General features: G+C 56.7%; 15 protein-coding genes. 2 read left to right on the top strand and 13 right to left on the bottom strand.

Going from position 1 to position 19,153, the window contains the following annotated elements; genetic code table 11:
* Positions 1-2 precede the first annotated feature (2 nt).
* The 6 genes from ulaD to yiaK form a co-directional block, all read right to left on the bottom strand.
* A complete protein-coding gene (gene ulaD, locus ACMWKK_RS08040) occupies positions 3-656 on the bottom strand; it encodes a 3-keto-L-gulonate-6-phosphate decarboxylase UlaD (RefSeq protein ID WP_112780069.1) in 654 nt (217 codons plus the stop codon).
* Entirely contained in the window at positions 653-2,158 is a 1,506-nt protein-coding gene (locus ACMWKK_RS08035; protein ID WP_112780070.1) for an FGGY-family carbohydrate kinase, read from the bottom strand. The genes ulaD and ACMWKK_RS08035 overlap by 4 nt, the downstream gene beginning before the upstream one ends.
* A 76-nt stretch (positions 2,159-2,234) precedes the next feature.
* On the bottom strand, positions 2,235-3,554 hold the full coding sequence (locus ACMWKK_RS08030; RefSeq protein ID WP_032644459.1) for an MFS transporter: 1,320 nt from the start codon (positions 3,552-3,554) through the stop codon (positions 2,235-2,237).
* 44 nt (positions 3,555-3,598) lie between these two features.
* Positions 3,599-4,525, bottom strand: coding sequence for a DUF4862 family protein (locus ACMWKK_RS08025; RefSeq protein WP_112780071.1), 927 nt, complete (start codon positions 4,523-4,525; stop codon positions 3,599-3,601).
* Between the two features lie 33 nt (positions 4,526-4,558).
* Positions 4,559-5,026 (bottom strand): YhcH/YjgK/YiaL family protein, encoded by a 468-nt coding sequence (locus tag ACMWKK_RS08020; RefSeq protein ID WP_112780072.1) that lies wholly within the window; start codon positions 5,024-5,026, stop codon positions 4,559-4,561.
* Between the two features lie 10 nt (positions 5,027-5,036).
* Positions 5,037-6,035, bottom strand: coding sequence for a 3-dehydro-L-gulonate 2-dehydrogenase (gene yiaK / locus ACMWKK_RS08015; RefSeq protein WP_112780073.1), 999 nt, complete (start codon positions 6,033-6,035; stop codon positions 5,037-5,039).
* Between the two features lie 225 nt (positions 6,036-6,260).
* On the opposite strand from yiaK, the gene yiaJ reads away from it, so the two are divergent.
* Complete coding sequence (gene yiaJ, locus ACMWKK_RS08010; RefSeq protein ID WP_021242452.1) at positions 6,261-7,079, top strand: IclR family transcriptional regulator YiaJ; 819 nt, start codon at positions 6,261-6,263, stop codon at positions 7,077-7,079.
* A 38-nt stretch (positions 7,080-7,117) separates the two neighbouring features.
* Here yiaJ and ACMWKK_RS08005 read toward each other — a convergent pair whose 3' ends face one another.
* From ACMWKK_RS08005 to ACMWKK_RS07990, 4 genes are all read right to left on the bottom strand, one after another.
* The gene (locus tag ACMWKK_RS08005; RefSeq protein ID WP_045328512.1) at positions 7,118-8,836 is read right to left on the bottom strand and encodes a ShlB/FhaC/HecB family hemolysin secretion/activation protein; all 1,719 of its coding nucleotides are present in this window, start codon (positions 8,834-8,836) and stop codon (positions 7,118-7,120) included.
* Between the two features lie 90 nt (positions 8,837-8,926).
* Positions 8,927-10,195 (bottom strand): collagen-like triple helix repeat-containing protein, encoded by a 1,269-nt coding sequence (locus ACMWKK_RS08000; protein ID WP_236653123.1) that lies wholly within the window; start codon positions 10,193-10,195, stop codon positions 8,927-8,929.
* Positions 10,196-10,500: 305 nt separating this feature from the next.
* Positions 10,501-11,757, bottom strand: coding sequence for a valine--pyruvate transaminase (avtA, locus tag ACMWKK_RS07995; protein WP_112780075.1), 1,257 nt, complete (start codon positions 11,755-11,757; stop codon positions 10,501-10,503).
* A 205-nt stretch (positions 11,758-11,962) separates the two neighbouring features.
* Entirely contained in the window at positions 11,963-13,993 is a 2,031-nt protein-coding gene (locus tag ACMWKK_RS07990) for an alpha-amylase (protein ID WP_112780076.1), read from the bottom strand.
* Between the two features lie 315 nt (positions 13,994-14,308).
* Here ACMWKK_RS07990 and ACMWKK_RS07985 point away from each other — a divergent pair, with 315 nt between their 5' ends.
* Complete coding sequence (locus ACMWKK_RS07985) at positions 14,309-15,133, top strand: protein bax (RefSeq protein WP_045328506.1); 825 nt, start codon at positions 14,309-14,311, stop codon at positions 15,131-15,133.
* Between the two features lie 39 nt (positions 15,134-15,172).
* On the opposite strand, the gene xylR is transcribed toward ACMWKK_RS07985, so the two are convergent.
* From xylR to ACMWKK_RS07970, 3 genes are read right to left on the bottom strand one after another with little or no spacing between them, the layout of a single operon-like run.
* Positions 15,173-16,351, bottom strand: coding sequence for a D-xylose utilization transcriptional activator XylR (gene xylR / locus ACMWKK_RS07980; protein ID WP_021242460.1), 1,179 nt, complete (start codon positions 16,349-16,351; stop codon positions 15,173-15,175).
* Between the two features lie 33 nt (positions 16,352-16,384).
* Positions 16,385-17,566 (bottom strand): xylose ABC transporter permease XylH, encoded by a 1,182-nt coding sequence (xylH, locus tag ACMWKK_RS07975; protein WP_112780077.1) that lies wholly within the window; start codon positions 17,564-17,566, stop codon positions 16,385-16,387.
* A complete protein-coding gene (locus tag ACMWKK_RS07970; protein ID WP_112780078.1) occupies positions 17,544-19,085 on the bottom strand; it encodes a xylose ABC transporter ATP-binding protein in 1,542 nt (513 codons plus the stop codon). The genes xylH and ACMWKK_RS07970 overlap by 23 nt, the downstream gene beginning before the upstream one ends.
* Positions 19,086-19,153: the final 68 nt, after the last annotated feature.

The following is a 19,153-nucleotide window of genomic DNA, read 5'->3' as shown; positions in this document are numbered from 1 at the left end:
GGTTACGCTCCCCAGATGTCGCGAATGTGTGAATGGAATTCATGTGCCACCTGCGGTGGGTTGGCTGCGCCCGCCAGCGCGCGCCCGGCGATAAAGGCTTTAACGTTGATCTGCCTGAAGCGCGGCAGATCGGCGGGGGTGATGCCGCCGGTAATCGAAAGCTGTAAACCGATGTCGGAGAGCGCTTTCATTTTTGCGAGATCCGCCTCACCCCACTGCTGGCCGCTCGCCTGCGCGTCGCGCCCGCGGTGATAAATGGCCTGCTTCACGCCAACGCGATGCCATGCGCGAGCATCGTCCAGCGTCCAGTTACCGAAGAGCTCCATCTGGATTTCTCCTCCGCAGCGCTGGGCAACCTCGTGGCCTCGTTCAACGGTCGCCAGCGGCGCGGCGCAGATGATGGTCATCCAGTTCGCCCCCGCACTAAAGGCCTGTTCTGCCAGCGTTTCTCCGGCGTCGGCCACCTTCCAGTCCGCAACGATGATTTTATCCGGGCACTGCTCGCGCAGGGCCCGCACGGCGTTCAGCCCTTCGGTCAGGCACAAAATGGTGCCCGCCTCGACGATATCGACGTGCTCGGAAAGCGTTGCGACGTCGCGCTGCGCGGCCTGAAGAGAGGTATGGTCGAGCGCCAGCTGAAGTAATGGTCGGCTCATAGGTCGTACTCCTTAACACGGGCGTGGTAGCCCTGTAGTGCTGAGATCAGTAACTGGTAGCGGTGATATTTATGCTGGTAGGCCGCATGGGCGCGCATGTCGGGTGCAATGACGCGAATGTCGTGTCGGAGGGCGCTTTGCGCCGCATGGAAGTCGGGATACACGCCGGTGCCGACGAGGGCGGCCAGCGCCGCGCCGGAACAGCCGGTTTCTTCCACCTGCGGCAGTTCAATCGCCAGCCCGCTGACGTCCGCGAGCATTTGCATCCACACGTCCGAATGGGCCGGGCCACCCGTCACGCGCAGGGCATGAACGTGGGTAAAGCGTTCGAGCATGCGGTTGAGGTGGCTCATGTGGCTGAACACCACGCCCTCATACACCGCCTGCAGCAGGTGCGCGCGGGTGTGTAGCGCCTGCATCCCGTAGAAACCGCTGGTCATCTCCAGCCCGGCGTTGCTACCATAGAGGAACGGCAGGAAGAACAGATCGCTTTCCGCTTTCGGCAGGCTGCCAACCGCGCGGTTGATCTCATCGAATGACATGTCGCCCCATTGCGCGGTGAGCCACTCAAGGTTGCCGGACGAGGTCGGGCTGGCTTCGTGAACGATATACTGCTGCGGGTGCACGTAGCGGCCATAGACGTACGGGAAGGGTTCGTTGTCGCGAAGCGTATTGGCAATCCCGCTGGTGACGGCCCAGGTGCCCATCACGGCGTTCAGCGTGTGTGGGTCTTGCAGCCCGGCACAGACTGCGGTGGAAACCACGTCAAACAGTCCACCCACGACGGGCGTGCCCGCCGCGAGACCGGTAAGGGTGGCTGCCTGAGCGGTGATTTCCCCGCAAATTGCTGCTGAACCGACAATCGGCGGCAGAGCGCCGTCAATTTCGCTGATACCGAGCCATCGCGTAAGCTGGGGATCGTATTTCCCGGTATTCATGTTGTAGAGATTGGACTCGGAGATGTTGCTCTCCTCGCAGCCTTTCACGGCGGTCAGACACCAGCGCAGATAGTCGTGCGCCATCATGACGCAGCCAATCTGCTGGTACCGCTGCGGTTCATTCTCTTTGACCCAGCGCAGAAGCGAGGCCGGGTGACCGGTCCACAGCGTCTGGCGCGTATGCGGATAAAGCTTTTCAGGGATACCGTCCTGCTGCCAGCGCTGCACAATCTCCAGCGCCCGGCGGTCAGAGGAGAGTATGGCGTTGCCCAACGGTTGGTCCTGTTTATCAAGCAGAAACAGTCCTTTACCTTGCGCAGAAATACCGACCCCTTTGATCTGGTTGCCGTTTACGCCTGAACGCTTAAGCAGCGCGGCGAGGGTTGCGTGGCAGTGCTGCCACAGATGATGCATATCCCGCTCGGCGTAGCCCGCTCGCGGACTGAGCGTGGCAACGGCGCGGCGTTCGATACATACTTCTTTGCCCTGGCTGTTGTACAAACCGGCTTTCAGATAAGTACCGCCACAATCGATACCCAGCCAGAAGGGCTCTTTTTCACTCATCTTTGTCTCACTTAATTGCCGGGTGGCGCTTCGCTTACCCGGCCTACGGTTCGGTTTAGTGGGTTAGGTGAGGGCATCAGGCCGCACGCTTGTGCGGATTTACCGTGGGGTTGGGCTCTGCCCCGGCATCGCACTTCGCCGGTAACAGCAGGGCCAGCAGCGACGCCAGCGCCAGAGAAACCGCCAGGCAGTAGACGCCCGCATCTTTGCTGTACAGGGTGATCAGCACCCCAACCGCATACGGGCCGCAGAAGCCACCGAGGTTACCGAGGGCGTTGATCACGCCGCGCGCGCCGCCCGCCATTTCGGCGCTAAACAGTCGCGCCGGAATGGTCCAGAACACGCCCGCGGCGGATTGCAGGAAGAACCCACAGCCCACCAGTGCGGCATAGGCCAGCCAGGTGTTTGCTTTCAGCGCCACGGAGAGGAACATGCAGAGCGCAAAGCCGATCAACGGCAGGGAGACAAACAGCTTGCGCTTGCCGGTGCGGTCAGAAAGCGTAGAGAACAGGAACATCCCCGCAATGGCGCCGATGTAGGGCAGGATGGCGAGCATCCCCACCTGACCGATGCTGGTGTGCGTCAGCTCCTTCAGAATGGTGGGCAGCCAGAGGGTGTAGCCGTAAATCCCGGTCTGGTAGAAGAAGTTCAGGGCGATCAGCTGCCACATGGTTTTGTCGGACAGCACGGCGCTGAGCGAGGCATTTTTCACCTCTTTTCCGGCAATGGCCTGCTGTTCAGCCGCCAGCGTTTTCACCAGATAGTTTTTCTCGGCCTCTGAGATCCAGCGCGCTTCCTGTGGACGGTCATAAACGGTGAATGCCCAGAGCACCAGCACGACGACGGACATCAGACCTTCAATAATGAACAGCCAGCGCCAGTCGAGTGCGGTAATAATCCAGCCCGATAGCGGGGCGGTGATGATCCCGGCGATGGGCACGAACATGATCACAATCGCGTTGGCGCGACCGCGCTCGGCATCCGGGAACCAGTTGCTGATCATGGTGAGCACAACGGGCAGCATCCCGCCTTCCGCTACGCCGAGTAAGAAGCGCAGCACCAGCAGCTGGTACTGATTCGTCACGAGACCCGTGAGCACCGAGATCGCTGCCCAGGCGACCAGCGACCAGCCGATAAATTTCTTGCCGCTGCCGTGCACGGCAATCTTGCCGCCGGGAACCTGCAGAAACAGATAGCCGATAAAAAATATCCCGCCCGCGAGGCCTGCCATGGTCGCGGTAATCCCTAATTCTTCGTCCATACCCCCCGGCATCGCAAACGCGATATTCACGCGGTCCATATATGAAATAATGCAGGCAATAAGAATAGGAGGAATGATTCTTAGCCAGCGCTGGCGCGGAATATCCGCATGTAGAGTTTGAGTAGAAATATTCATCGTTAATCTCTCAGTAAGGTAACCGGAATAAACTTTTATTATTGTTATTGCGTTGCTTTATTCATTTGGCTAATGCCGTCGCGCAAAATGGCGATGCGATGACTGACGTCAGCATTAGCATTTATTTCCAGTAATTTAATACCGGAGAATTTCAACCTTGCGGCGCTCGCCGCAGTAAAGAGTGCTTTTGCCTGTTCGGTTGACAGTAAACTGTCGGCGCAGAACGAGGAAAATGGCGCGTGCAGATCCTGCCATTCACCGTACTCCCCGCCGGGAGCCGTGCCCGAAAACATCAGCGCACCCAGTTTCCCGGCCTTAAGCGCGGCCAGAACATGGTCAAGCGGAAGGGTGGTGTTACGGCCTTCGATGGCCGACCGCGCCCAGTTGATGCAGACGCTGATATCCGTCTCTTTCACCACCTCCAGCACCTGCTCTAAGGGCAGGAAGCCTTTACGCGGTGCGGCGCCGGTCATGGCATCGCAGTGTTCCAGCACCAGATCGCAGCCCCAGTCCCAGCGTGCTATTTCACGGATGGAGCGGGAAAACGCGTCGGTGGCTTGTTCGACCGAGGCATTGCCCGCCTGCGGTGCGGCCTGCATTTCCAGAGCGACCACTTTCCCGGGAAAACGGGTGTTAACGGCATCAATCTTTTGATGCAGATGGCGGTAATATTCAATGCACGCTTTACGCTGTTCTTCGTCCGCGGACGCCAGGCCAAACGCGCCGTTGATGCCGCGACGGCGCATGGTTTCCATTACCGCCGTGACCACAATTTGCCAGTCACCTGGCGTATGGCGGAACAGCCATTCATCGCCAAGGGGATGAAGATTTTCAAGGCACGGCTGTTCCAGCCCCCGGATATCGGGCGTGTCGGAAAGCTGGCGCCAGAATGCCTGTTCTTCTTGTTCCCCTTTCTGGTGAAACGAGGGTGCGCAGGGGTACGCACCAATAATAAAACCGGTGTTGGTCATTTCGCGTTCCTGTATTTAGGGTATATCAGAAAATTAATCTAATTCGCTGATTGCCACTTTCACCACAATTTTACGAATTGCGGTTTCCTTGTTTTTAATACAGGCAGGACGGTGCACATCCTGCGGGAAAAATAGGGCATAGCTGCCGGGGATCATGTCGATAAACGATTCGTTTTCACTGTCGTGATAAAAAATAATATCGCGCTGTTCCAGCAGTGATTCGCTTATTTCGTTATTGCCGGTATCAATCGCGATACCGATTTTCTCTTCGCCCCAGGCCAGGAACTGTATATCCAGATAACGGCGATGCACTTCCGGCCGGTTCTCGTGCGGTTCCTTTGTGGTGAGATCCAGAACCTGGGCAAAAATGTTACGCCCTTCAATTTCGACCACGCCTGGTTTCTGGGTGGTGAAATCCGTCGTGCGCAGAAAATCGAGCGCTTTTTCAATCGCCCGCGGCAGGCGACACGGATTTGGCTGGGAAATATGTCCGAATATCATGGTCCACTCCTTACAGAGACTGGATTTTCGCCCACACGCTGTCGTCAACCGTGATGCCGTTGCGGCGGTTCTCTTCCAGCAAACGGGTGAATTCATGCCCCGGCAGGCGGACGGCGACATTCTCATCCGCGCGTTCGGCCGTGGTGATGAAGTCCATGATGCGCTGCAGTTTGGCATCGCGGGTTGGGCCGTCGATCAGGCGATCCACCTCGATGGCGATGAAGATCTGCGATACGCCGTACTCGTCGCTGTTGTCCTGAGTCACTTCCGCGACGGACGATCCGTTGGAGAGCAGGGTGGCGATCATATCGAGGACGATGGATAAGCCGGACCCTTTCCAGTAGCCCATGGGCAGAATACGGCGGTTTTTCTCGATCGCGCCCGGCTCGCGGGTGAGGTTGCCTTCGTCGTCAAAGCCGCCATCTACCGGCAGCTCGCGCCCGGCCAGGCGATTCACCTCCAGCATGCCGTAGGAGAACATCGACATCGACATGTCGACCATGGTGATCGGGTTAGAGGGAATGGCCACGATCAGCGGGTTGGTGCCGATGCAGCACTCTTTTGATCCCCATGCGGGCATCACGGCGATGGAGTTGGTCCAGCAAATGCCGATGTAGCCCTTCTCCGCCGCCTGCCAGCCGTAGCTGCCGCCGCGCATCCAGTGGTTCGCGTTACGCAGTGCCACCAGGCCAATACCGTGGTCGGATGCCAGCTCGGTGGCGCGATCCATCATCTTTTTCGCCGTCAGGTTGCCAATGGAGCGCTGGGCATCCCACTGTTCGATAGCGCCTAACGTCATCACCCGTTTGGGCTGGGCGTCAGGAAGGATATCCCCTGCATCAAGCTGCTGAATAAAGCGCGGGAAGCGGTTTACGCCGTGTGAATAGACGCCGGATTCCGTGGTGCGAGCGAACATGTCTGCGCAGGCGTCGGCGGTTTCCGCTTTTATGCCGCGATCGAGCAGAACCCGATTGAACGCCGCTTTTAACTCTTCAAAGGTCACTTTCATCCCTGTTCTCCTGTTCTTCTTAGGGGCAAGTGCGAATGCTTTTTTATCGCTAAATTCCACTATGCGAAATCTGATTTCAAATATAGCGATCAAATTTTGTCAGATCAACGACATTCATGTTTTTCAAAATCTATTAAAATCATATAGTTGTGTTTTTTCTGTTGAGATCGTGAACTGAACCACACTTTGCGCTACCATCAGGGCGCGATAAAAAGGAGCCATCTAATGAGCATGAAAGAGAGCGAAATGACGCAAGAAAAAGAGAGGCCAGCAGGCAGCCAGAGCTTGTTTCGCGGCCTGATGCTGATTGAGATCCTCAGCAACTATCCGAACGGGTGTCCGCTTGCGCATTTATCGGAACTGGCGGGGCTGAATAAGAGTACCGTGCACCGGCTGTTGCAGGGGTTGCAGTCATGCGGATACGTGACGCCAGCACCCGCGGCGGGTAGTTATCGCCTGACCACCAAATTTATCGCCGTCGGGCAGAAGGCGCTGTCGTCGCTCAACATCATCCACGTGGCGGCGCCGCACCTTGAGGCGCTAAATATCGCCACCGGCGAAACGGTGAACTTCTCCAGCCGGGAAGACGACCACGCGATCCTGATTTACAAGCTCGAACCGACAACCGGCATGCTGCGCACGCGCGCCTATATTGGCCAGCATATGCCGCTTTACTGCTCTGCAATGGGTAAGATCTACATGGCGTTTGGCCACCAGGATTATGTGGCGAGCTACTGGGAAAGCCATCAGGAACAGATTCAGCCGTTGACGCGCAACACCATCACCGAGCTGAGCGCCATGTACGATGAGCTGGCAGAAATTCGCGATCGCAGCATGGCGATGGACAAAGAAGAGAACGAGCTGGGCGTCTCCTGTATTGCCGTGCCGGTGTTTGATATCCACGGCCGCGTCCCGTATGCGATCTCCATTTCGCTATCGACATCGCGCATGAAGCAGGTGGGTGAAAAGAACCTGCTCAAGCCGCTGCGCGAAACGGCCGAGGCTATCTCAAAAGAGCTGGGTTTTAACGTGCGCGAGGCGTAGTGCACGGACCCGCACTGACCGTCTTCGCGCAAACGCCTTTACCGGAGATTATTAAAATTCCAGGTAACGGTCAGGCTGTAGCGCCAGTCCCGGTTGCGGCTGTCTGTCGGAACATCCCCAACGGGTTTGGCCGCCTCAACCGTGACGCTATAGTGGCGCGTATCGCCTACCATCACCCCGGTCGCCACTGACCCGAGCCGTTGATGGGGCAAACCGGAGGTGTTAAACCAGGTTTGCGCGGTATCGGCCAGGATGTAGGGCTGGATGGTGGCAAGCCAGGTGCTCTCTTTTCGCATCTGGATATAGCGCAGTTCTACCTGCCCGCCGTAGCCGTAATCACCGCTTGCTTCACTGTCCTGGTACCCACGGCCAAACCGCTGCGCACCGAAGCTCACGCGTTCGGGTTCGGGCAACGTATTATTTGACCAGTCTCCCTCCCAGGACGTTGAGAGCCGCCACTTATCGGCAAACAGCCAGGCGGCGTCCAGATAGCTTTTGGTGAGCGTAAAATTAATATCGGGTTTAGGGGCTGAGACGACATCGGCACCCATCGCATCAATACCCTGACGCACGTTGAGTCGGCCGCTGATGCTGGCGGTGGTGAACTGATGCGCGCCATTAATGCCTACTTCCAGCGCCGGATAACGCGCGTGCTGGTTGACCGAGTCCAGCTTGTAGGTTTTGCCCAACAGTCTGGCCTGCAGGGCATAATCATCCTGGCGGTCGGTATAATCAAAGCCGCTGGTCAGGTTAATTTGTGATTTTTGCGTCAGCAGAAGGGGATAACCAAACGTCACGCCGCCGTTGTATTGCGTTGTTTTTTGCTTCGAGTCGACGTTGATATTATTCGGTAAAGAGAGCAGGAAAGAATAATCCCGCGGATCTTCACGGTAATAGCTGCCTTTGAGCTGCATCGTCAGCCCTTCATCGTTTAAAAACTGCTGCCAGTTCAGGCCGACATAATTTTTTCGCGTGTTGCTATCTAACGGCACTAGCGTTGCCACGCCAAGCTGATCGCCGTAGCTGGTCATGTTGCTGAGCGTGCCGTTCAGCATCATTAAATCTTGCCCTTTACGGGAATCGATCGTGGAGCCGATGTCCCAACTCCGCTGTTGGTTTCCGGTTATCTGCATCGCCGCGGCACCGTAAATATTGGTTGGCAGCTGCGCGTTAGCCGTCACCGGCACGTTCGGGGTACGCGTCATCAGCTGGCTATAGCGATCGAACGTATCCTGCGACAGCGGTTTTTCCGCCATGATTTTTTCGGACAGCCGTTTCAGGCGTTCGGCAATGTGAGGGTTATTACTGATGACGTCGCTGTGAGCGACATACCCTTCAACCAGCACAATTTTAATATTGCCCTGCTGGAAATTATTATCGGGCAGCCAGGCATAGGAGAGCGGAAAACCGTCGGCCTTATAGCGCGCCGTAATATCATTTACCAACCCCGTGAGCGTTTTAAGCGGCACGGTTTTTCCGGCGTAAGGCCGGAAGGGCTTAAGTAATTCCTGCAAGGGATAACGCGTACCGCCAATAAACTGGATGTGATTAATGGTAATAGGCGTTTCAGGGGTCAGCGTTGACTGCGGTTTTTCTATTTTGACTTTCGGCTGTGAGACGCCCCCCGTCTGCTCTGGGGCTACGTTACGAGAGGCTTGCGCCGGGTTATCAGGGTTAATAATAGAGGGCAGTGTATCGGCGCGGGCCATGCTTAGCACAACCAGCCCCGTCAGCGAAAAAAGGAAGTGGTGTTTCATCGCGCTATCCCTGTTCGTCATCCCCGATTGGGGTCAGTGTCGCTGTATAAAGCGCCCCTGAACCAGGGGCGCAGAATGACAATAAGCCGTTTAGTGTTTTGGCGTCAGCAGGCCGGTGGTGAGGGTGGTGAGTCCGTTAACCGGATTCGCTGTTGACGTATTTTGACCTGATGTTGTCGCTGCGTTGGCCGTAACGCCTGCAGTCAGGGTATTGAGGGTCGTATTGACCGTTGCACCCAGGCTGTTATTGGTGGCCGCCACGTTGGCATTGGCTGTCAGCGATCCTGAACCTCCTCCGCTTGTTGAAGACGCCGGTTTCACCAGCGTGCCGCTATCCGTCACCGTCTGACCGACGTTCTGGACGACCTGGCCCACGCCGTTAAGCCCGCTATTACTGTTGCTGACGTTGGTCCCCACGCCGCTGACGGTGTTGCCGACCTGGGTCAGCAGACCGTTGACCGGGGTACCGAGACCCGTTGTGGTGCCCACGCTTTGCGTGACGCCTTGTACTCCGCCCAGCGTCTTGTTAGCCACGGTTGTGGTATCGGTGGTTATCTGGGTGACCGCAGGGCTGCTTACCGCATTGGTGAGACCCGTGCCGGTGTTACTGACCAGTTGCCCGGTACTGTTTACCACGCTGCCCGTCAGGCCGGTTACGCCGCTGACCGGGGTACCGGAAGTGGAACTCGCCAGCCCCGTGCCTACCGTTGAAACGGTGTTGCCAAGGGAGGTGACCGACGTGGTTACGCCTTTAAGCGTGGTCCCAACACCGTTCGCGTTGCTGGGATTACCCACCCCAGTCGTGACGCCTGTCCCCACCGTGGATATGGCGCTGCCAACGCCGCTGACGGTAGTTGAAACGGTTGACGTGACGGGATTATTGGTCGGAAGCTGGCTTCCGAGGCCATCCACCGTAGAGCCGACGCTGGTCACTGTTTTCCCGGCATCACCCAGTATGGTATTTACGCCTGCGGTAGTGGTTCCGCCACCGCCCGTGTTGCCTGTTCCGGTTCCTCCGCTGCCGTTGCCTCCTGAACCAGAGCCCGTTCCAGAACCTGAGCCAGAGCCCGATCCAGAACCCGTTCCGCCACCAGCGCCCGTCCCGGCACCTGAACCTGAACCCGAACCCGAGCCCGAGCCCGAACTCGTTCCGGTACCCGATCCGCTGCTGCCCGAACCGCCATTACTCGCGGTCGTGCCGCTTCCATCACCTGAGCCGCTGCTGCTTCCCGTCGCAGGGTTATTTTTGGCCGTTGAGTGATGAGATCCGCCACCGCTTCCACTACAGGCAGAAAGAGAGAACGCGAGCAGTACCGCAACAGCGATAGCGCTGATGCGACTAACATTATTAGGTAGCATATGAATACTCCACGCAGAAGAACGCCGAGCGGCGTATTAATGAGTATAAGCATTATTTTTAAATATGCCTGAAAGTGACTTTAAGCGGTATTTGGCCATGCTTTTAGTGGTTATTTCAGAATAACAAAGGGTTAGTATTTTTAACTTTTGCTTAATTATCGAGGAGGAAATTAGTGGGCGTAAAATACAGGAATATTCCGAAGAAAACTCAATGATGATGCTAAATGTAACGCTACAGGATATATCCTTAATATAAGATTTAGATCACAGAAAAATAAGGCTCTTCAATCGAAGAGCCTTATTTTTTAACAATTGCCTTCGCGCCAGGCTTTTTCAATTTCTTCGGCGAGGATTTTGACACCCGCTTCGATTTTTTCCGGATCGGGCACGTAGTTCATGCGCATGCACTGGTGCGTATGCGGCCACGGCTTGTCCAGACCCGGGAAGAAATAGTCGCCCGGCACCATTAATACGCCGCGCTTTTTCAGGCGCTGGTAGAGCAGTTCGGTGGTGATAGGTAAATCTTTAAACCACAGCCAGAGGAAAATTGCGCCTTCCGGTTTGTGGATCAGGCAGCGTTCTTCCGGCAAATAGCGACGAAGCGTCGCAATCGTCTCCTGAACGCGCTGGTAATAGAAAGGTTTGATCACGTCGTTCGACAGACGCAGCAGGTCCTTGCGTTTGATCATTTCGCACATCATCGCCGGGCCAATGCCTCCCGGTGAAAGGCTGATAATGCCGTTCATGTTGGTAATGGCGGTAATGATTTTCTCGTTAGCGATGATAATGCCGCAGCGGCTGCCCGGCAGACCCAGCTTAGAGAGGCTCATGCAGAGGACGATGTTCGGGTTCCACAGCGGGCGTGCTTCGCTGAAGATAATGCCCGGGAACGGCACGCCGTAGGCGTTATCAATCACCAGTGGGATGCCGTGCTGATTTGCCAGCGCATCCAGCTTCATCAGCTCGTCATCGGTGATCACGTTGCCCGTTGGGTTAGTCGGGCGCGATACGCAGATCATGCCCGTCTCTTCGCCAATATGCAGGTGTTCAAAATCGACGTGATATTTGAACTGGCCTTCGGGCAGCAGCTCAATATTCGGGCGCGCGGAGACGAACAGATCCTCTTCCAGGCCGGAATCGGCGTAGCCGATATACTCCGGAGCCAGCGGGAACAGCACCTTTTTGGTCGTGCCGTCGGCGCGACGTCCAGCGAACAGGTTAAACAAGTAGAAAAACGCGCTCTGGCTGCCGTTTGTTAGTGCAATATTCTGTGGTTCGATATCCCAGCCAAGCTCGTCACGCAGCATGTCGGCGAGGAGTGCCAGCAGTTCGGTTTTACCCTGCGGGCCGTCGTAATTGCAAAGCGCATCGGTTGCTTTGCCGCTTTCCAGCATCTGAGCGAGCAGCGTCTGGAAATAGGTATTCATCTCCGGGATTTGAGCCGGGTTTCCGCCGCCGAGCATGATTGCGCCCGGTGTGCGCAGCCCGTCGTTGAGGTCCTCCATCAGGCGAGTAATGCCTGAATGGCGGGTGAATTTGTCGCCGAAAAGTGAAAACGTCATAGCAGGTGATCTGTCGAGCTTATTTTGAAAGTGGGTAACCATAACGCTAGCACCGTGCTGGTGCAAATCGGGTGATGTGGTCGGATTTGTTGTTTTATCTGGTGGTGGTGGCTTTATGCAGTGAATAGTTCTGGTGCTTTTCCCCTCACCCCGGCCATCCCCAAAGGGGGGAGGGGAAAAGACGACTCCATGCGGTTTAAGGGGGCTATTGATTACCTGCCCATACCACCATCACCTTATCGTCCTTGTGCTCGCGCACAAAGCCATACCCCTCTTTCAGCGACAGCGTGGTTTGTTTGCCTTCACCTATCGCCGGATGGCGGGCGCGGAACTGACCCAGCGTTTGCCAGTGGGCGACGGTTAGGGCCTGCTTGCCCGTCACGTCCTGCCAGTTCATATCCGAGCGGGTGCCCTGCAGCGGGTCGGAGCCTGTCGGCCCGAACGGGCGCCCGGACTCATCCCCGTAATAGATTTGCACGCTGCCCGGTGCCAGCAGGAGCAGTTCCGCCGCGCGCTGGCCCCCTTCACGGAACAGGCGCGTATCGTGTGACGAGAGGTAGCTCAGCACGTTGAAGCTTTGCAGCTTCTCCGCCATCTGCTGCCAGGTGAGATCCATATCGGCCAGGCAATCCACCGCTTTGGCCGCCTGCTCCTGATAGTCAAAGTTAATCATCGCGTCAAAACCGTGGCGGTAATAATCGCTCTGCATCACCCCGTGGCCCCAGGATTCCCCGGTCATCCAGAAAGGCGCGTTGTCGAGTTTTTTGTCAGGGTTCGCCACTTTCCAGGCGGCCAGGGCCTGGCTCGCCTGGTCTTTCAGCTGTTGCCAGGCCGCAAGCTCAACGTGTTTCGCGGTATCGACCCGAAAACCGTCGATGCCGTAGTCACGTACCCACTGGCTGAGCCAGTGGGTCAGATAATCGCGCGGGGTATAACCCGGAATAGCTTTCGCGTGGGTATCGGGCTTGTGTTGATAGAAGTTGGGTAACCCGGAAGGAACGGTGGATTCCGTTTTCAGGTCGGGCAGGAACGCCAGCGACATCGTCAAATCGTCAAAGCCGGGGTTGTCATAATCACCGATGTCGGTACGGATCCATTTCTTGCCCCACCATTTTTCCCATGCGGCTTTGTCGCTAAAGTTGATGTAGTCGTTAAAGCTGTGCCAGCTTTGGCCCGCGCCCGGCTTCCAGTCCGTCCAGCGTTTTCCCAGCGTCTTTTTCAGCTCATCACCCTGCAGGTACAGGGAACCAAACTGATATTCCTGCATGTCCGCAAGCGTCGCGTAGCCCGTGTGGTTCATGACGATATCGAACAGAACGCGGATCCCTCGCTTGTGCGCTTCGTCGACAAGCTGGCGCAGGTCATCCTCCGTTCCCATATTGGCGTCGAGCTTCGTCCAGTCCTGGGTGTAGTAGCCGTGATAGGCGTAGTGAGGGAAATCCCCTTTTGTGCCGCCGCCTACCCAGCCGTGGATCTGCTCAAGCGGGGAGCTTATCCAGAGCGCGTTGACCCCCAGCTGCTGTAAATAATCGAGCTTGCTGGCGAGTCCCTTGAGGTCGCCGCCGTGGAACGTCCCGATCTCCTGCATGCCGTCCTTATGGCGACCGTAGCTGTTGTCGTTGCCCGGATCACCGTTCACGTAACGGTCGGTCAGCACAAAATAGACGGTGGCGTTCTGCCAGCTAAACGGCGCGGGCTTGTCGGTTTCGGCGCGCTCAAGTAGCAGCAGGCCGTTACCGTTGGCGGCTGGCTGCAGGGTAATTTTTCCATTCTGCACCGTCGCCGTCTGTTTACTGTAGTAGTCGCGAACGACGGAGCCTTCCGGGAAGGTATGGCTGACGTCCAGCGTCAGCGGCTTACCGTCCCACTTCGGGCACTGGCGGGTGACGTTTGCCACCGGCTGTTCTGCGGCACTTTGAATCGTCAGGAGTAGGGTGGGCGTGCCGGAGCGGGTATCAATCCGCATCTGGTATTCGCCGTCGCGGAAAAGACGCCACTGCGGCGGTGTGCCGTCACAGGGCTTGAGCGACAGCATCTCGTTGAGTTTTATCGTGTCCGTAGGCTGCCAGCACGTCTTGTCAAAACTCAGCGTCAGAGGACGCGTACCCTTCGCAAGCTTTGCCTGGCTGGTGAAGACCCCGGTGCCTTCGGCGCGAAAGGCGTCAAACCCCGGTGATGACCAGTCGGCATGCGCCAGTGCGGGTAACATTAGAAAGGCGAGTGCGGTGCGTTTCATTCCTGGTTCCTGTCGCGGTATTTTTGACCAGTGTGCCATCTGAGGCTGGGCAAAAACTCATCCCCTGTCGCTTTCTGCCAGGAGGATGCGTGAGGATGAGTGATCTCGCGCAAAATTAGGCAGTTATCTGCGATAGTGAACACATTTTTTCGTGGAATGATTTTTTTATGAGCAAGTTTCAGGTGACATAGTTTCGGAATTGGACTATTTCTATACGTGCTCTTGAAGTCTATTTTTGATATGATTTGAGATTCCGCTCTCAAATTTGTGAAAAAAATAAGGTGTTAGGATGATTACATCCGACCAGGAGACCTAATGATATCGACTCCCATTCGACGATATGGGGCTGCGATACTCATGTTACTCACCACGGCATTTTCGGGTGAGGTGCTTGCGAAGACGCACACGGATACAACGAGTAAGAAAGCCCACGTAATAAAGACGACAAGTAGTAAGGTTAGCAGTAAACAAGAGTATTCTCGCAATAGTGCAAAGAGTAGTTCACTTCCTGATTTGCGAAAATACCCTTCCGGGACACCAAGGAAAAAAGCGTTTCTCCGGACGGTAATGCCTTACATCACGAGTCAAAATGCCGCGATTACGGCGGATCGTAACTGGCTGATCTCTAAACAGTACGATAGCCGCTGGTCGCCGTCCGAACGCGCGCGCCTGAAAGATATCACCAAGCGCTACAAGCTGAGCTGGAACGGTAACACGCGTCGTGTGCCGTGGAATGCTCTCCTCGAGCGTGTCGATATCATTCCGAACAGCATGGTTGCGACCATGGCAGCAGCCGAAAGCGGCTGGGGCACGTCAAAGCTGGCGCGCAGCAACAACAACCTTTTCGGCATGAAATGCGTGAAAGGGCGCTGTAACAATGCGCCTGGTACGGTGAAAGGCTATTCGCAGTTTGAATCCGTGAAGGATTCCGTGAGTGCCTACGTGGTGAATCTGAACACGCATCCAGCCTACTCATCGTTCCGCAAATCACGCGCTCAGCTGCGTAAAGCGGATCAGGAAGTGACGGCCACCACGATGATCCACAAGCTGAAAGGGTATTCGACGAAGGGACAGAGCTATAACAACTATCTGTTCGCCATGTACCAGGATAACCAGCGCTTAATCGCCGCCCATATGTAATCTCAAAAAAACGCCTTCCACTGGAAGGCGTTTTCTTTTCTAAATCAGCACCTCGCTGTGGCGATCCCGGTACTCTTTCGGCGTGGTGTCATACTCTTTGCGGAACACCGAGTAGAAATATTGCAGTGACGGGTAACCGCACATCTGCGAGATTTCGTTGATCGACAGCGATGTGGAAATGAGCAGGCTGCGGGCTTTCTCCAGCTTCTCCGCATGGATAACGGCATGGATGGTTTCGCCTACCTCTTCTTTAAAACGCTTCTCCAGATTCGAACGGGAAATGCCCACCGAATCCAGCACCTGATCGACCTTAATTCCTTTGCAGGCGTGGTTGCGAATATAGTGCATGGCCTGAATGACGGCCGGGTCGCTTAAGGAGCGATAATCGGTTGAGCGGCGTTCTACGACGCGGACTGGCGGCACGAGCAGGCGCTGAAGCGGCAAAGATTCTTTATCCAGCAGACGATGCAGCAGCTTCGCCGCCTGGTAACCCATCTGACGCGTGCCCTGCGCAACGGAGGAGAGCGCCACGCGGGACAGATAGCGGGTAAGTTCTTCGTTATCAATGCCAATCACGCACAGCTTTTCCGGCACCGGAATGTGTAAATGTTCGCAGACCTGCAGCACGTGGCGCGCGCGTGCGTCCGTCACGGCAATAATCCCGGTTTGCGGCGGCAGCGTTTGCAGCCAGTCAGCGAGGCGGTTTTGCGCGTGCTGCCAGTTTTCCGGTGCCGTTTCCAGCCCCTGGTACACCACGCCGCGATACTTCTCCTGCGCGACCAGCTGGCAGAACGCGTGTTCACGCTCAACGGCCCAGCGCTTGCCGCTGGTTGCGGGTAAACCATAGAACGCGAAGCGATGGACGCCTTTCTCTTTTAAATGGAGAAAGGCGGCCTCGACCAGGGCATGGTTATCGGTGGCAATATAGTGAACCGGCGGATAGTGTTCGGGCGAATGGTAGGAGCCGCCGACGCCCACAATCGGAACGTCGACGTCGGTCAGCAGTTGCTCAATGACGGGGTCGTCATAGTCGGCGATGACGCCATCGCCCAGCCAGTCTTTGATGTTCTCGAGACGGGTGCGGAAATCCTCTTCAATAAAGATATCCCACTCGGATTGCGACGCCTGCAAATATTCACCAACGCCTTCCACCACCTGACGGTCGTAGGCCTTATTGGCATTGAATAACAACGTAATGCGGTGACGCTTTTCAAACATGGCTCACTTCCCAATTAAGTCACAATACCGTTATCAGGCCCGCCGCTTGGTGGCCGAGTCCATCCAGACTGCCAGTAAAAGAATGGCCCCCTTGACGATATACTGCCAAAACGTCGGAACGTCCATCATACTCATCCCGTTATCCAGCGATGCCATGATAAATGCCCCCATCACCGCGCCCGCGACGCTACCGATCCCCCCTGCAAGGCTGGTGCCGCCAATGACGCAGGCGGCAATCGCATCCAGCTCGGCGATATTACCCGCGGAGGGAGAGCCGGCCCCCAGACGCGAGCTGAGGATCAACCCGGCGATAGCGACCATCAGGCCGTTAATGGCGAAGACCGCCAGCTTGGTACGCTCAACGTTGATACCCGAGAGGCGGGCAGCTTCAAGATTGCCGCCGATGGCATAAATACGGCGACCAAACGCGGTGCGCGTGGCCATAAACATGCCGCCCAGCAGTAAAAGCGCCAGCAGCAGGACGGGGGTCGGGACGCCGCGATAGTCGTTCAGAAGCCAGATGGCACCCAGCACGATGACTGCCGTGAGCGCCTGACGTCCCACCACCGACGTTGACGCAGGAGAGGCCAGCCCCAGCGCCTGGCGACGCATGCGTCCCCGCCATTGCCATGCGACAAACGCCAGCAGCCCCGCCACACCGAGGATAAAGCCGACGCCATCCGGGAGGTAGCTCTGACCAATCTGCGACATAGCCGCACTGGTCGGGGAGACGGTGGTGCCGTTAGTGATGCCGATTAAGATCCCGCGGAAGGCCAGCATCCCCGCCAGGGTAACAATGAACGATGGCACCTTACGGTAGGCAACCCACCAGCCATTCCAGGCGCCCAGTACCAGCCCCAATACCAGCGTGACCGCCACGGTCAGCGGCAGCGGCCAGCCGAGCCAGACGTCAAAAATGGCCGCCACGCCGCCGAGAAGTCCCATCATCGAACCGACCGACAGGTCGATTTCCGCAGAGATAATCACGAACACCATGCCCACGGCCAGAATACCGGTGATGGCGGTCTGGCGAAGCAGGTTGGAGACGTTACGCGCGCTCAGGTACGAGCCATCGGTCATCCAGGTAAAGAACAGCATGATGACGATAATTGCCGCGATCATGACAAAAACCTGCAGGTTTAGCGCTTTGAGCCCCGCGAACGCACCGGGCGTCGGAACGGCGACTTTGATATCAGACGGATTGCTTTTCGACATGACGTTCGCTCCTTAAAGCGGCTTCCATCACCTGCTCCTGCGTCAGGTTATGGTTAATCAGGTTGGCTTTCAGTTTTCCCTCGTGCATGACCAGCACGCGGTCGCTCAGGCCGAGCACTTCGGGTAGCTCAGATGAAATGACAATGACGGCAATCCCTTGCTGTACAAGCTGATTAATCAGTTTGTAGATTTCATATTTGGCACCGATATCAATCCCGCGCGTCGGCTCATCAAGGATTAATATGCGTGGGTTGAGAAGCAGGCAGCGCGCCAGAATCGCCTTCTGCTGGTTGCCGCCGCTCAGGCGGCCAATCGCCAGTTCCGGTGAGGAGGTTTTGACCTTCAGCCGGGCAAGCGACTGAAGAATGCACTGCTGCTCTGCGGCATCGTCCAGGCTGCTCAGTGTGCCGGAGAACCGATCGAGTGCCGCAAGCGTAATGTTTTTTCCCACCGCCATGACGGGTACGATGCCGTCTTTTTTGCGATCTTCAGGGACCATAGCGATGCCGTGGGCAATTGCCTGCTGGCAGTTGTCAATTTTCACCGGCTGGCCGTCGATAAATATCGAGCCCTCCCAGCGCCCCGGCCACACGCCAAACAGACACTGCACGGCCTCCGTGCGCCCGGCGCCGACTAACCCGGCGATACCGAGAATTTCGCCGCTGTGAAGGGAAAACGAGACGTTATTCACGCGCTTGATGTGGCGGTTAACGGGGTGCCACGCGGTCAGGTTTTCCACGCGCAGGACTTCATCGCCCGTTGCGTGAGGTTCACTCGGGTAGAGCGCCGTCAGCTCGCGGCCCACCATCATGGTGATGATGTCATCTTCACTCATCCCCGCGGCTTCACGCGTGCCGATGTGTTGCCCGTCGCGGATCACGCAGATGGTGTCCGAAATGGCTTTCACCTCGTTCAGCTTGTGTGAAATGTAGATGCAGGCGATACCGTGGTTTTGCAGGTCGCGGATGATATTGAGCAGAACCGCGGTTTCCTGTTCGGTGAGCGAGGCCGTGGGCTCATCAAGGATCAGCAGCCTGACCTGTTTGTTGAGCGCCTTAGCGATTTCAACCAGCTGCTGCTGTCCCAGCCCCAGGTCCCCCACGCGCGTATTGGGTGAAATGTGGAGGCTCACCTGCGCCAGCAGCTTTTCGCAGCGCAGCGTCATGGTGTCGTAGTCCAGCACGCCGTGGCGGGAAATTTCGGCCCCGAGGAAAATGTTCTCCAGCACGGTGAGATGCTTCACCAGCGCCAGCTCCTGGTGGATGATGGCGATGCCTTTACGTTCGGTATCGCGGATGTGTGTCGCCTGGATAACTTCACCGGCAAAGACGATTTCGCCTTCGTAGCTGCCGTACGGGTAGATCCCGCACAGCACTTTCATCAGCGTTGACTTGCCCGAACCGTTCTCACCGCACAGCGAAACCACTTCGCCGGGATTCAACCGGAGGCTGACGTTGTCGACGGCTTTCACCGCGCCGAAGCGTTTGGTGATGCTTTTCATTTCAAGTAAATAAGGCATAACCGCTCCACATAACCCGAGGGAAGAACAGCACAACGTGATGCGCCCCCGCAGAGCAGGGGCCGCGC

Source organism: Enterobacter sp. 01-M-03-SI-ECC, assembly GCF_047530215.1.
Taxonomy (GTDB): domain Bacteria; phylum Pseudomonadota; class Gammaproteobacteria; order Enterobacterales; family Enterobacteriaceae; genus Enterobacter; species Enterobacter chengduensis.
Note: the sequence above shows the minus strand (reverse complement) of the source record. Positions and strands in the feature narration are given on the sequence as shown.